The organism is Saccharopolyspora sp. NPDC002578 (genome assembly GCF_053592695.1).
Genome location: NZ_JBSFWJ010000005.1, coordinates 133,342 through 146,832 on the forward strand (window position 1 = coordinate 133,342; position 13,491 = coordinate 146,832).

At 71.5% G+C, this 13,491-nt stretch carries 15 protein-coding genes; 12 read left to right on the plus strand and 3 right to left on the minus strand.

Annotated features, from left to right (window positions below; genetic code table 11):
- Positions 1 to 15 precede the first annotated feature (15 nt).
- The 6 genes from recO to ACWD38_RS04740 all read left to right on the plus strand — a co-directional run bounded on the left by recO (position 16) and on the right by ACWD38_RS04740 (position 4,872).
- Positions 16 to 837, plus strand: coding sequence for a DNA repair protein RecO (recO, locus tag ACWD38_RS04715; protein WP_184477720.1), 822 nt, complete (start codon positions 16 to 18; stop codon positions 835 to 837).
- A 2-nt stretch (positions 838 to 839) separates the two neighbouring features.
- Positions 840 to 1,439, plus strand: coding sequence for a GNAT family N-acetyltransferase (locus tag ACWD38_RS04720; RefSeq protein WP_343071687.1), 600 nt, complete (start codon positions 840 to 842; stop codon positions 1,437 to 1,439).
- Between the two features lie 54 nt (positions 1,440 to 1,493).
- Complete coding sequence (locus tag ACWD38_RS04725) at positions 1,494 to 2,339, plus strand: isoprenyl transferase (RefSeq protein WP_184477721.1); 846 nt, start codon at positions 1,494 to 1,496, stop codon at positions 2,337 to 2,339.
- Positions 2,339 to 2,773, plus strand: a complete 435-nt coding sequence (locus ACWD38_RS04730; RefSeq protein WP_184477722.1) for a hypothetical protein — start codon at positions 2,339 to 2,341, stop codon at positions 2,771 to 2,773. The genes ACWD38_RS04725 and ACWD38_RS04730 overlap by 1 nt, the downstream gene beginning before the upstream one ends.
- A gap of 294 nt (positions 2,774 to 3,067) precedes the next feature.
- Positions 3,068 to 4,093 carry a permease gene (locus ACWD38_RS04735; RefSeq protein WP_184477723.1) on the plus strand — a complete coding sequence of 342 codons (1,026 nt, stop codon included), beginning with the start codon at positions 3,068 to 3,070 and terminating at the stop codon, positions 4,091 to 4,093.
- Positions 4,093 to 4,872, plus strand: coding sequence for a TIGR03943 family putative permease subunit (locus ACWD38_RS04740; RefSeq protein WP_184477724.1), 780 nt, complete (start codon positions 4,093 to 4,095; stop codon positions 4,870 to 4,872). Before ACWD38_RS04735 ends, ACWD38_RS04740 begins: the two co-directional genes overlap by 1 nt.
- Positions 4,873 to 4,938: 66 nt before the next feature.
- Here ACWD38_RS04740 and ACWD38_RS04745 read toward each other — a convergent pair whose 3' ends face one another.
- Both ACWD38_RS04745 and ACWD38_RS04750 read right to left on the minus strand, forming a co-directional pair.
- Positions 4,939 to 5,361, minus strand: coding sequence for a Fur family transcriptional regulator (locus ACWD38_RS04745; RefSeq protein WP_184477725.1), 423 nt, complete (start codon positions 5,359 to 5,361; stop codon positions 4,939 to 4,941).
- On the minus strand, positions 5,358 to 5,867 hold the full coding sequence (locus ACWD38_RS04750; RefSeq protein ID WP_246456685.1) for an ArsR/SmtB family transcription factor: 510 nt from the start codon (positions 5,865 to 5,867) through the stop codon (positions 5,358 to 5,360). The genes ACWD38_RS04745 and ACWD38_RS04750 overlap by 4 nt, the downstream gene beginning before the upstream one ends.
- Before the next feature lie 545 nt (positions 5,868 to 6,412).
- Here ACWD38_RS04750 and ACWD38_RS04755 point away from each other — a divergent pair.
- The 6 genes from ACWD38_RS04755 (at position 6,413) to ACWD38_RS04780 (ending at position 12,287) form a co-directional block, all read left to right on the plus strand.
- Entirely contained in the window at positions 6,413 to 7,798 is a 1,386-nt protein-coding gene (locus ACWD38_RS04755) for a glycine--tRNA ligase (RefSeq protein ID WP_184477726.1), read from the plus strand.
- 248 nt (positions 7,799 to 8,046) lie between these two features.
- Positions 8,047 to 8,703 carry a YdcF family protein gene (locus ACWD38_RS04760; protein ID WP_184477727.1) on the plus strand — a complete coding sequence of 219 codons (657 nt, stop codon included), beginning with the start codon at positions 8,047 to 8,049 and terminating at the stop codon, positions 8,701 to 8,703.
- A gap of 91 nt (positions 8,704 to 8,794) precedes the next feature.
- Positions 8,795 to 10,066 carry a deoxyguanosinetriphosphate triphosphohydrolase gene (locus ACWD38_RS04765; RefSeq protein WP_450123370.1) on the plus strand — a complete coding sequence of 424 codons (1,272 nt, stop codon included), beginning with the start codon at positions 8,795 to 8,797 and terminating at the stop codon, positions 10,064 to 10,066.
- 150 nt (positions 10,067 to 10,216) lie between these two features.
- Positions 10,217 to 10,402 (plus strand): hypothetical protein, encoded by a 186-nt coding sequence (locus tag ACWD38_RS04770; protein ID WP_184477728.1) that lies wholly within the window; start codon positions 10,217 to 10,219, stop codon positions 10,400 to 10,402.
- Between the two features lie 137 nt (positions 10,403 to 10,539).
- The gene (locus ACWD38_RS04775; RefSeq protein ID WP_184477729.1) at positions 10,540 to 11,637 is read left to right on the plus strand and encodes a serpin family protein; all 1,098 of its coding nucleotides are present in this window, start codon (positions 10,540 to 10,542) and stop codon (positions 11,635 to 11,637) included.
- A gap of 83 nt (positions 11,638 to 11,720) precedes the next feature.
- Positions 11,721 to 12,287, plus strand: a complete 567-nt coding sequence (locus ACWD38_RS04780; protein ID WP_184477730.1) for a carboxymuconolactone decarboxylase family protein — start codon at positions 11,721 to 11,723, stop codon at positions 12,285 to 12,287.
- 244 nt (positions 12,288 to 12,531) lie between these two features.
- On the opposite strand, the gene sigJ is transcribed toward ACWD38_RS04780, so the two are convergent.
- Positions 12,532 to 13,434, minus strand: a complete 903-nt coding sequence (gene sigJ, locus ACWD38_RS04785) for an RNA polymerase sigma factor SigJ (RefSeq protein WP_184477731.1) — start codon at positions 13,432 to 13,434, stop codon at positions 12,532 to 12,534.
- Positions 13,435 to 13,491 lie beyond the last annotated feature (57 nt).

The window sequence follows — 13,491 nt, forward strand, 5'->3', positions numbered from 1 at the left end:
TGGGACGATGGCGGGGTGAGCCTCTACCGGGATACCGGCGTCGTGCTTCGGGTGCACAAGCTGGGTGAGGCCGATCGGATCATCACCCTGCTCACCCGCCGCTACGGGAAGGTGCGCGCCGTCGCCAAGGGCGTGCGCCGCACCACCTCGCGCTTCGGTGCCCGCGTCGAACCGTTCTGCCACGTCGACGTGCAGCTGCACACCGGGCGCACCCTCGACGTGATCACCCAGGTGCAGACACTGGACGCGTTCGGCGTGCACATCGTCGACGACTACCAGCGCTACACCGCGGGCTGCGCCGTGCTGGAGACCGTCGACCGCCTCGCCGCCGAAGAAGGCGAACCCGTGCTCCGGCTGTACCTGCTGGTCACCGGCGCGCTGCGGGCGCTGTCCGGCCGGGAGCGGGATCCGTCGCTGGTGCTCGACGCGTTCCTGCTGCGGGCGATGTACTACGCGGGCTGGGCGCCCGCGCTCAGCGAGTGCGCCCGCTGCGGCAGCGCCGGGCCGCACGCCGCGTTCAACGTGCAGGGCGGCGGCACGATGTGCGTCGACTGCAGGCCCACCGGCTCCGCCCGCCCCGCGGTGCAGACGCTGCCGCTGCTGGAAGCGCTGCTGCACGGCGACTGGGACGGCGCCGAGCAGAGCACCGAGGCGGTGCGCCGCGAGGGCAGCGGACTCGTCGCCGCGCACCTGCAGTGGCACATGGAGCGGCAGCTGCGCTCGTTGCCGCTGGTGGAACGCCAGGAGCACCGCCCGGCCGTGCCCGAGATCATCCGGGAGCGCGCGGCGGTCGTCGACACCGCGACCGCGGAGTCGGCGGACGGAGCCACCGGTTGATCGTGCGCAGCTGGCGTCCGCGCGACGCCGAGGCGGTGCACCGGATCTGCGTGGCCACCGGCGACGGCGGTGAACCCGTGCACCACATCCTGCGCGACCCGGACCTGGTCGCCTACGTCTTCGCCGACCCGTACCTGTTGCTGCACCCCGAACTGGCCTTCGTCGTCGAAGGCCGCGGCGCGGTGCTCGGGTACGTCGTCGCGGCGCTGCACACCGAGGAGTTCTACGCCCGCTGGCAGCTGGAATGGGCGCCGCGCTTCGCCGCCAGCCACCCGTCGGCGCGCGTCGTCGACGGCCGCAACGGCGACAGCCAGCTGCGGGCGTTCCTGCACCGCCCGCGGCTCATGCTGCCCGCGAACCTCGACCGCTACCCCTCGCACCTGCACATCAACCTGGTCGCGAGCGCCCGCGGGCAGGGGATGGGAAAGCGGTTGCTGCACGCGGTGTTCCAGCAGCTCGCCAACGCGGGCTCACCGGGCGTGCAGCTCGGCGTGAATCCGGGGAACACCAGGGCACAGGCGCTCTACCAGCGAACCGGGATGGTCCGGCTGCCGTCGGACACCCGGCTCGAAGTCCGCTACGGGACACCACTGAACGGGTGACATGCGGGTCCGGGAGAATGGACGACCGGCCGCGAACGAAGGAGAAGGCACACCATGCTGCGACGCCGTGGACGCGGGAGCGACGACCCGAGCGTGAAGGCGCCCGCGCCGCACGCCGAGGGAGCCACGCCGCCGGATCTGCCGGCCGAACTGGTCCCGAAGCACGTGGCCATCGTGATGGACGGCAACGGGCGCTGGGCCAACGAGCGCGGCCTGCCCAGGGTCGAAGGCCACAAGCGCGGTGAGCAGGTGGTGCTCGAACTCGCCAGGGGCGCCATCGAGATCGGCGTGAAGTGGCTGTCGCTGTACGCCTTCTCCACCGAGAACTGGAAGCGCAGCCCGGACGAGGTGAAATTCCTTATGGGCTTCAACCGGGACGTCATCGCGCGGCGCGTCGACGAGCTCGACGAGCTCGGCGTGCGCGTGCGCTGGGCGGGCCGCAAACCGCGGCTGTGGCGCAGCGTGGTGAACACGTTGCAGGCGGCCGAGGAGCGCACCAGTCGCAACGAAGTCATGAACCTGACCATGTGCGTGAACTATGGTGGCCGGGCCGAGGTGGGAGACGCCGCGCGGGAAATCGCCCGGCTCGCCGCCGCAGGCAAGATCAATCCAGAGAAGGTGGACGAGCGGACCGTGGCCCGGCATCTCTACCAATCGGAGATGCCCGACGTCGACCTGTTCATCCGGCCGTCCGGGGAGCAACGCACCTCCAACTTCCTGCTCTGGCAGTCCGCATACGCCGAGTTGGTGTTCCAAGACACCCTGTTCCCCGACGTGGATCGTCGTCACCTGTGGCGCGCGTGCGAGCAGTACGCACGCCGGGATCGGCGCTTCGGCGGCGCCGTCGATCGTGCCGCGCAGGACGAGAGCACCACCGAAACCGCCCAGGAGGGCATCTGATGACCCAGGAGGCCGCAACGACCGCGGAGCTTTTGACCGCGGCGAAAGAGGCGCTGGAGACCTATCACGAGGTGAACGTCGACGACGATGGCGCGTTGACCTTGCGGCACGGTGACGTGCCGTGCGCGGTGCAGGCGATGCAGCTCGCCGAAGGGCTCACCGTGCTCAGCTTGACCTGCGTCGTGGCGTGGGACCTGCCGTTGGACGACAAGCTCGCGCAGTCCACCGCGGAGCGGGCCGGGCAGGGCCTGTTCGGCACGCTCGGCGTGGTGCGCACCGAACGCGGCATGGACGTGACCTTGCGCTACGCGTTCCCGGCCGAGGGCATGGAGCCGCAGCCGCTGGGCACGTTGCTGATGCTGGTGGTGTCCACCGCATCGCAGCTGCGCGGGGAACTGCTGGCCGAAGTGGAAGAGGACACTCCGGTCGACTGATCGACAGGGGCGACGGGCCTTCTCCGGATTCCGGGGGAGGCTTTTTGCCTTCTCAGGGCAGGTTTCTTCGACGGTCTCCCGTCCTGGCGGACACGCGTCGGCGTGTCGGATCAGCGGGGTTCGAGATCGCCGGATACGGGCGGGGTGCGGGAACTCCGGGTGAACGCGTCGCCGACGTGATCACGGGACGTGCCGAGCCGCTGGGCGGAACGGGCGACCGGTCCTCGGACGGATGGTGCGCGGCGGTTCGGAGACCGGGGTAGCTGCGAACGATTGTCAGTTGCTGCTGGCACGATGAGGCCCGTGACCACGACCTTGCGCCGCTCCGGCCGTGATCCGGTGCGGCGCCGCCGGGTCACCTCGATGGAAGTGCTGTGCGCGCTGCTACTGGCGGCGCTGCTGTTCCAAGCGCCGATCAGCGCCCTGCTGGACGCGCCGGGCCTGCGCACCGGGTCGACGGTGTTCGTCGCGGTGTGCGTGCAGGCGCTGCCGTTCCTGGTCCTCGGCGTGCTGATCAGCGGTGCCATCGCGGCGTTCGTGCCCCCGAGCGCGCTGCGGCGGTTGCTGCCCGGCCGCCCCGGAGCCGCGGTGCCCGTCGCCGGTCTCGCCGGAGTGGCGTTGCCGGGGTGCGAGTGCGCCTCGGTACCGGTGGCCCGCCGCTTGATGCAGCAGGGCGTGGCGCCCGCCGCGGCGCTGGCGTTCCTGCTGGCCGCGCCCGCCGTCAACCCGATCGTGCTGGTCTCGACCGCGGTGGCGTTCCCCGGTGACCCGCTGATGGTGCTCGCCCGGTTCCTCGGCTCGTTGCTGACCGCCTGCGCCATGGGCTGGTTGTGGCTGCGCGTCGGCAAGGCCGACTGGATCGCGGAGCGCGCGCTGCGGCGCGTCGAGCAGCGCTCCGCGCCGGGCGCGGGCCGCTGGGCGCTGTTCACCGAGACCGCCCGGCACGACCTGGTCGAAGCCGGCGGGTTCCTCGTCCTGGGCGGGCTCACCTCGGCGGTGTTCAACGTCCTGGTGCCCGCGGAGTGGATGAGCTCGCTCGGCGGTCAGCTGGTGCTCGGGGTGCTGGTGATGGCGGTGCTCGCGGTGGTGCTCGCGCTGTGCAGCGAAGCGGACGCGTTCGTGGCGGCCTCCATGGCCGGGCTGCCGCTGATCCCGAAGCTGGTGTTCCTGGTGGTCGGGCCCGCCGTGGACCTCAAGCTCATCGCCTTGCAGGCGGGCACTTTCGGGCGCTCGTTCGCGCTCCGGTTCGCACCGCTGACGTTCATCGTCGCCATCGCCTGCTCGGTGCTGGTCGGCCTGTTGCTGCTGGGAGGCGCGTGATGCGGAGAGAAACGCAGAACCTGCTGCTGGTGCTGCTCGGCGGCGCCCTGCTCAAGATCGCGTTCACCGGGACCTACCTGCGCTACGTCAAACCTGCGCTGTTCCCGTGGCTGGTGGGCGCGGGATCGGTGATGGTGCTGCTGGCCGCCGTCGCCATCGTGCGCGACATCCGGGTGGCGCGGGAGCAGGCGCGCGCGGAGGACCCGTTCGCGCCACCTCCGTCGACCGGGCACGCCGAGCACGAGCACGGGCACGAGCACCGCACCCGGAGTCCGTGGATGCTGCTGCTGCCGGTGTTCGCGATCTTCCTGATCGCCCCGCCCGCGCTCGGCGCCGATTCGATCGGCCGCGGCGGCCAGCAGGCCGCCGCCCCGGAACGGCCGGGCGACGACGCGCTGTTCGACGCGCTGCCACCGGGACCCGCTCCGCTGCTGACGGTCTCCGAGTTCATCACCCGCGTGGTCTGGGACGGCAGCGGTTCGCTGGACCGGCGAGCGATCCGGTTGCGAGGTTTCGTGGTGCACCCCGAGGACGATCCGGCGCGCACCCAGCTGGCCCGGATGCGGATCAGCTGCTGCGCGGCGGACGCCGCACCGGTGCTGATCGACCTCGCGGGCCCCGCCGCCGGAGCGTTGACGGCGACACCGCCGGACACCTGGATCGAGGTGACCGGGACGTTGCGCGCGGGCACCGCGACCCCGGCTAACGGCCAGGTGCCGACCTTCGACATCACCGCGGTGCACGGCATCCCGGCACCTGATGATCCCTACGAGTATTAATCGACGATCATGCTCGCCGCGGGCGCTCGCGGGAACGCGCGCACCGGCGGCCGGGTCAGGCGGCGCTCACTCGGCGGCGGCGCACTCCGGGCAGACGCCGATGATCTCCACCGTGTGCCCGACGTTGGAGAAGCCGTGCTCGCTGGCGATCCGCTCCGCCCACTGCTCGACCGGCGGATCGGCCACCTCCACGGTCCGTCCGCAGTGCCGGCACACCAGGTGGTGGTGGTGCTCGGTGGAGCAGCGCCGGTAGATGGCCTCGCCGGATTCGGTGCGCAGCACGTCGATCTCGCCCGCGTCGGCCAGCGTCTGCAGGGTGCGGTAGACGGTGGTCAGGCCGATGCCCTCGCCGCGGCGGCGCAGCTGCTCGTGCAGGTCCTGCGCCGATCGGAAGTCGTCGACCTCGCTGAGCAGGCGGGACACCGCCGCCCGTTGCTTGGTCGCCCGCAGCCCTGGCACGCCGGCCGCGGAACGCTCACCGGTGGTCACGCTGTCTCCGTTTCCTCTGCAGTGTCCTGGGCCGAACGCGCGCCGCGTCCGCGCGGGCGCGTGCCCGACAGTTCCTCCGCGTGCGTGGCGGCATCGACGACGATGTGCGCGAGGTGCTCGTCGACGAGCCGGTACATCACTTCCCGCCCGTGCCGCTGCCCGTACACGACCCCAGCCGACTTCAGCACCCGCAGGTGCTGGCTGATCAACGGCTGGGTGACGCCGAGCGCGTCGACCAGCTCGTGCACGCACCGCTCGGCCGTGCGCAGCTGCAGCACGATCGCGATGCGCACCGGCGCGGCCAGCGCGCGCAGCAGTTCACCGGCCTCGACCAAGGTCTGCTGATCGTGCACGGGCACCAGTCGCGGCGCCCCCCGCTCCGGGGAGTGCACGTGTTCTTCGGCTCGGTCCGGGTGACCGTTGCCCGCCTCGGCCACCGGCGACGCGGCCTCGGCCGGGTCGGTACCGGCCGGTTCGCCGAGCGGGTCGGGGCTGACGGCGGGCATGGTGTCCTTTCCGGCGGGCCTGGAGACGTCGGGAGCCGCCTTCGAGTGAGGCGGTGGCGCTCCACCGTCCATCCTACGGGTCGGGCGAAACGCGCAAGCACCTCGCGGGGGCCGCCCGATCCATCGCGGAACCGATCATGGCAGCGCACATTCCCGCACCGCACGGCGGGCACCACCGGCCGGCCGGTGGGACACCGCCCGCGGCGCGGCGGAGATCGCCTGCGAGATGGGTGGGGCCACCGATGCGGCAGACCTCATCGGTACGCTGGGAAACCCCAGGACGGAACGCGTGCGATGGCATAGCCTGCGCAGCATCGGAGATCGTCGAACCGCCGGACTCCGAGCCTGGACGGCCTTCCGCTCGGGGACCGCCGAGGCGGCGAAGGCCACCGGGAGCACCCGCCCGACACAACCCGGCACCGGGAACCGACGAGCGCAGTCGGGCCCCGACCGCAGACAACCCCCGTCGAGCACCCGACCACCGCGGTCGAGCCTCGGCCCGAAGCAGATCGTCGAGTCCCTCGACCTGAGATTCCGGAGTGACCGTGCCCGCCGATCAGATCGACACGATCGTCAACCTTTGCAAGCGCCGTGGCTTCGTCTTCCCGTCCGGGGAGATCTACGGCGGTACGAAGTCGGCGTGGGACTACGGGCCGCTGGGCGTCGAGCTCAAGGACAACATCAAGCGCCAGTGGTGGAAGTCGATGGTGCAGGGCCGCGACGACGTCGTCGGCCTCGACTCCTCGGTGATCCTGCCGCGCGACGTGTGGGTCGCCTCCGGCCACGTCGGCGCCTTCCACGACCCGCTGGTCGAGTGCATCTCCTGCCACCACCGGTTCCGCGGTGACCACTTGGTCGAGGAGTTCGCCGAGCGCACCGGCAAGGAGGTCGCCGAGGGCGACCTGTCGCAGATCCCCTGCCCGAACTGCGGGAACCGCGGCCAGTTCACCGAGCCGCGCGAATTCAACATGATGCTCAAGACGTTCCTCGGCCCGGTCGAGAGCGAAGAGGGCATGCACTACCTGCGCCCCGAGACCGCGCAGGGCATCTTCGTGAACTTCGCGAACGTCATGACCACCGCGCGCAAGAAGCCGCCGTTCGGCATCGGCCAGATCGGCAAGTCCTTCCGCAACGAGATCACGCCCGGCAACTTCGTGTTCCGCACCCGTGAGTTCGAGCAGATGGAGATGGAGTTCTTCGTCGAGCCGGGCGAGGACGAGCAGTGGCACCAGTACTGGATCGACGCCCGCACCGAGTGGTACACGAGCCTCGGCATCGACCGGGACAACCTGCGGCTCTACGAGCACCCCAAGGACAAGCTCTCGCACTACTCGAAGCGCACCGTCGACATCGAGTACCGGTTCCGCTTCGCGGGCAGCGAGTGGGGTGAGCTGGAGGGCGTCGCCAACCGCACGGACTTCGACCTCACCACGCACTCCAACCACTCGGGCGTGGACCTGTCGTACTTCGACCAGGCCAGCAACTCCCGCTACCGCCCGTACGTGATCGAACCCGCCGCGGGCGTGGGCCGGCCGATGATGGCGTTCCTGGTGGACGCCTACCACGAGGACGAGGCCCCGAACGCCAAGGGCGGCGTCGACAAGCGCACCGTGCTGAAGCTGGACCGCCGGTTGTCACCGGTGAAGGCCGCGGTGCTGCCGCTGTCGCGCAACTCCGAGCTGTCGCCGAAGGCGCGGGACCTGGCGGCGCAGCTGCGCCGGAACTGGAACATCGAGTTCGACGACGCGGGCGCCATCGGCCGCCGCTACCGCAGGCACGACGAGATCGGCACCCCGTTCTGCGTGACGGTCGACTTCGATTCGCTCTCCGACCACGCGGTCACCGTGCGCGAACGCGACACGATGTCCCAGGAGCGGGTGGCGATGGACAAGTTGGAGGAGTACCTCGCCGTCCGGCTCATCGGCTGCTGACGGATTCGACGAGCACTTGCGGACGGGCCGCGCGGTGAGTCGCTCGGCGCAACCTCGGTGGCTTCCTCGCCGCGGGACCGATTTCCCGGGTGGTTCCCCACCCGGCGAAGTCGCCGTCCTCGCGAGGAAGCCGCCGAGAGCCCGCCGGTGGCCGGCCCGCTGCGGTGGTCGCCGTGCACCGGATTCGCCGCTGACCAGGTCGAAGATCATTCCGCAAGAACTCCTCACTCTTTTGGAACGCGTGCCCCATGTCTGAAGTCGGTTCCGCCCACCGCGGCTCTCGGAGCGGCCGGGTGCTGCGCCGCACCGCGCTCGGTGCGGTCCTGATGGTGCTGCTGCTGGTGGGCGGCACCGGATTCCGCGTGTGGCAGGTGGCGCGCACCGACGACCGCCGCCCGGTGGACATGATCGTGGTGCTGGGCGCGGCCCAGTACCACGGCAAGCCGACCCCGGTGCTGCGCGCGCGGCTGGAACAGGCCCTGGAGCTCTACGAGCAGGGCCTCGCCGAGCACGTGGTGACCGTCGGCGGCAGCCAGGAGGGCGACGAGTACACCGAAGCCGAAGCGGGCAAGTTGTGGCTGGCCAAGAAGGGCGTGCCCGACTCGAAGATCAGCATCGAGCCAACCGGCAGCGACACCCTCGGCAGCTTGCGGGCCGTGGGCGCGATGGCGAAGGAGAACCACTGGAACTCCGCGCTGATCGTCAGCGACCCGTGGCACTCGCTGCGGGCGCGGACGATGGCGGGCGACTTCGGCCTCGACGCGTGGGCCTCGCCGACCCGGTCGGGGCCGATGGTGCAGACGCGGTCGACCCAGCTGCACTACATCATCCGGGAGACCGGTGGGCTGCTGTTCTACCGGTTGACCCACGCCCCGGCGGAGGTCGTCGGCGACGGCTTGGGCTGAGCATTCCCCTCCGGTGCGCGTTCAACGCGTGTTGGCGGGCGTTTCAGCTGGCGGGGCGTGCCGAGGCCGTAGGCTGGGCGCGGTGAACGCCTTGCCGCCCGGGTACGGAGAGCACGACCTCGCCCGGTTGTCCGCCGAACCGCCGAAGGCCGCCGCGCTGCCGGGAGCGCACCAGGAGGCCCGCACCCCGTTCGCGCGGGACCGGGCTCGGGTGCTGCATTCGGCGGCGCTGCGCCGCCTGGCGGGCAAGACCCAGGTAATGGGTCCCGAAGAGGGCGACGTCCCGCGCACCCGGCTGACGCATTCGCTAGAGGTGGCGCAGATCGGCCGCGGGATCGCCGTGACGCTGGGCGCGGACGCCGACCTCGTGGACACCGCCGGACTGGCCCACGACATCGGGCATCCGCCGTTCGGCCACAACGGTGAGCAGGCGCTCAACGAGCTCGCCGATTCCTGCGGCGGCTTCGAGGGCAACGCGCAGACCCTGCGGATCTTGACGCGCCTGGAGCCGAAGCTGCCGGACGAACCGGGTGCCGGCAGCGGCCTGAACCTGACCCGCGCCTGCCTGGACGCGGCGACGAAGTACCCGTGGCCGCGCCGCCCCGGCGAGGTGAAGTTCGGCGCCTACCCGGACGACCTCGCGGTGTTCACCTGGATGCGCCAGGGCGCGGTGGGCGATCGCCGCTGCTTGGAGGCGCAGATCATGGACTGGGCCGACGACGTGGCGTACTCGGTGCACGACGTGGAGGACGGGGTGCACTCGGGCCGCATCTCGTTGCGGGAGCTCTCCCGGCCGGGGGAGCGCTCGGAGATCGTGCGGTTGGCGGCGAAGCACTTCTGGGCCGACGGCGATGCCGGTGAGCTGGACGTCGCGGCGGGCGAGCTGGCGGTGCTGCCCGCGGTCGCGGCGGTGGCCGACTACGACGGCACGCTCGGCGCGCAGGTGGCGTTGAAGCGGTTGACCAGCGAACTCGTCGGCCGGTTCACCTCGGCGGCGGTGTCGGGCACCGCCGAGGCGCACGGGCCGGGCCCGTTGACCAGGTACGCGGCGGACGTCGTGGTGCCGCGCCGGGTGGCGGCGGAGGTCGCGGTGCTCAAGGCGGTGGCGGTGCACTTCGTGCTCAGCGATCCGCGTCGGCTGCGGATGCAGGAGCGGCAGCGGGAGCTGCTGGCGGAACTGGTCGAGGTGCTGGTGCGGCGGGCGCCGGAGGCGCTGGACCCCGCGTTCCGGCCGGACTGGTCGGCGGCGGCGGACGACGCGCGGCGGTTGCGGGTCGTGCTGGACCAGGTCGCGTCCCTCACGGATGCGCAGGCGGTGTCCTGGCATGCACGCCATGTACGCAGCGGAGCCAAGTCGGTGTGAAATACGTCTGATCGGGGGGTGTTGAGCCCGGGTCGTCCGGCATAGTGTTCACCCAGCGTGTCGGCCGTTCGGGACCCCCGACCTGAACGGCCGACTGCTGTGCGTGCGGCGCGATCCCCGACCCGTCCCCGTGCCGCAAGGAGATCCTCGATGCCGAACCGGCACTACATCCAGAAGCTCGTCGCCGACGGCGAGCCGTACGTCAACACCGACAACCTCGCCGACTGGGTGACCGACCTGCGCTGGCGCGACCCCGAAGCCCGGCGCGCGGCCGAGTACATCGCCCAGGAACTGCGGCTGATGGGCTTGTCCGACATCGAGGAGTCCCTGCGCTGATCGGCGCGGCGCACGGCTCGCGGGCTGTGCTGATCGGGTTCCGAACGTTCGGGCGGCCCCGCCGGGACGGTCCGGGTGGCAGACTCGGTCGCAGTCCTGAGTGAGCAGCCGACGCGCTGAACGGAGTCCACGCGGCCGTGACCGAGCATCTCGATTTCAGCCTGGCCCTGCACCACCGGCTCGCCCCGGAGGCGAACCGCCCGTTCACCTGGTCGCCGTACTCGGTGGCCGGCGCACTCGGGCTGGCCGCCGCGGCGGCGGGCGGCGACACCAGCGGTGAACTGCTGTCCGCGCTGCGCGCCGACAGCCCCGACGCGGTGCGCGGCTCGTTGTCCCCGGCGGCGGAGCTCTCCGGCACCGGCTCGGCCGAGCCGCCGGAGCTGGCGGTCGCGAACACGCTGTGGGCGCACGACGAACTCCCGGTGCACGACGCGTTCCTGCGGTCGCTGAAGGAGTGGCCGGGCAGCGCCGTGCGCACCGCGCCGTTCCGCAGCGCTCCGGACGACGCCCGCCGGTTGATCAACTCCGATGTCGCGGAGACGACGCGCGACCTGATCCCCGAGCTGCTGGAACCCGGCACGGTCGACGCCGACACGGTGGCGGCCCTGGTCAACGCCCTCTACCTCAAGGTGTCCTGGCGCGAGGCCTTCGACGCCCACAAGACGGCGGACCAGCCGTTCCGCGCCCCGGCGGGGGAGCGGTCGGTGCCGACGATGACCGCGACCCGCCGCTTCGGTTACGCGGCGACCGGTGGCTGGCAGGCGGTGACCTTGCCTGCGGCCGGCGGAGTGGAAGCCGTGGTCCTGCTGCCCGACGAGGACCTCGCCACCGCGGAACCGGCGCTGGGCGCCGCCGAACTCGGCACCCTGCTCGCCTCGGTGCGCGACGAGCGGGTGGAGCTGTTCCTGCCGCGCTTCGACGTCGACTCGGACGCCGAGCTCAACGCCCCGCTCGGCCACCTCGGAGTGCACAAGCTGTTCACGCCCGGTGCCGACTTCAGCCCGCTCACCGACGCGCCGCTGAAGATCTCCACGATCGTGCACCAGGCGGTGCTGCGGGTCGACGAGTCCGGCTTGGAGGGCGCGGCGGCTACGGCGGCGATGATGCGGCTCACCGCGATCGTGCGCGAACCCGACCCGATCCGGGTGCGGATCGACCGGCCGTTCCTGTTCCTGGTGCGGCACCGGGAGTCCGGCGCGGTGTACTTCCTGGCTCGCGTCGTCGACCCGTCCTGACCCGCGTTGTCACGTTCCCGGGCGCCGTCTCGTCCCGGTGGTGAGTCCCCGCACCCGGCGGGGAACGGCACCTGGGAGTGACCATGCCGCGCATCGACCCCGTTCCGGCGCACCGAGCGGGCCCGCTGACCAAGTTCCTCTACCGGTACCTCCGGCGTCGTTTCGGCGCGGTGCCGGAGCCGATGGCGGTGACCGCGCAGCACCCGAAGCTGCTGCTGGCCGCCGGTGTCGGGGAGCTGGCGGTGGAGCGCGCCGTCCGCGTCCTGCCCGCGAGCGTCCGCGAGCTCGCCGTGTTCCGGACGGCGACCCGGATCGGCTGCTCGTGGTGCGTGGACTTCGGCACCATGCTGCAGCGCGACGAAGGACTCGACGTCGAACGGCTCAAGGAGATCGACGACTACCGGACGTCGCCGCGGTTCACCGAACTGGACCGGCTGGTGATCGACTACACCGACGCGATGACCGACCTGCCGATGACGGTGACCGACGAGCAGGTCGCGGAGCTGGACCGCAGGCTGGGCCACCAGGGCGCGGTCGAGCTGACCTACATGATCGCGCTGGAGAACCAGCGCACCCGGTTCAACCACGCCCTCGGCATCACCGCCCAGGGCTTCACCTCGGGAGAAGCCTGCCGAGTCCCGATGCCCTGACCCACCGGACTCCGCTCCGTCACCACCCCGCCGAGCGTCAGCCCCGCCCCCTTGCAATTTCGCGAGGAATTGAATTCGGCGCCCCGCAGGAAAGTGCGTTCGGGAGAGAGGGTTCGCAGCTCACCGGGGTTCCGCGAGTGTTCGTTCGTGAGCGGAGGGGAATTGATCTCGCGAGAAATTTCGGGAGGGGTTTCCCGGGTGGCCACGGGCGGGGGTCGCTTGTGCGGGTGGCGGGGCGGTCCGGTCAGAGGGCGAGGCGGGTCAGCTTGTCCGGGTTGACCAGGTCGTGCAGCTCCGCGATGCGGTCGTCGTCGACGGTGAACACGAGCACGCGCTGCGGCGAGGTGCGGCCGGTGGCATCGGTGGGATCGCCCGGCACGAACATCCCGAGGTCACCGTTGACCAGCACCGGACGCACCCCTTCCAGCGCGGCCGTGCCGTACTTGGTGACCAGGCCGAGCATGAACCGGGCGATCTTGCCGCCGCCGCGGATCGGGCGCCGCGCCGTGGACGCCTTGCCGCCGCTGTCGCCGAAGAACGCGGCCTCCGGGTGCAGCAGCCGGGTCAGCTCGGTCAGGTCGCCCGCGTGAACGGCGGTCAAGAACCGCTCCACCACCTCCTGCTGGCGCGGCAGCGGAGCGCGGGGCGGTGCGTCCGCGGCCAGCGCCCTGCGAGCTCGGGACGCGTGCTGGCGCGCGGTGGCGGCGGGGCAGCCGAGCAGCTCGGCGATCTCGGCGAACGGCACCTGGAAACCGTCGTGCAGCACGAACGCGAACCGCTGCTCAGCGGGCAGCTCGTGCAGCATCCGCAGCGCGGCCATCCGCAGGTCGTCGCGTCCGACCACGGCCTCCAGCGGATCCCGAGCGTCGAGCGGCGTCACCACGGGTTCCGGCAGCCACGGCCCCACGTACCGCTCCCGCCGGTGCGCCGCCGACCGCGTCCTGTCCAGGCAGATCCGACCGACCACGGTGCTCAGCCAGGCCCCGAGATCGCGGATCTCCGCCGACTCGCGGGCCAGCCGCAGCCACGCCTCCTGCACGGCGTCCTCGGCGTCGGCGAACCGGCCGGTGAGCCGGTAGGCGAGCGCGGTCAGCCGCGGGCGGTGCGCGTCGAACTCGGCGGCTCGCGCCGGACCGGCATTGGTCATGCGCCGATTGTGCTCCCCGCGGGGACACCCGTCGGTGTGTTGTGCGCGACGCCTAGA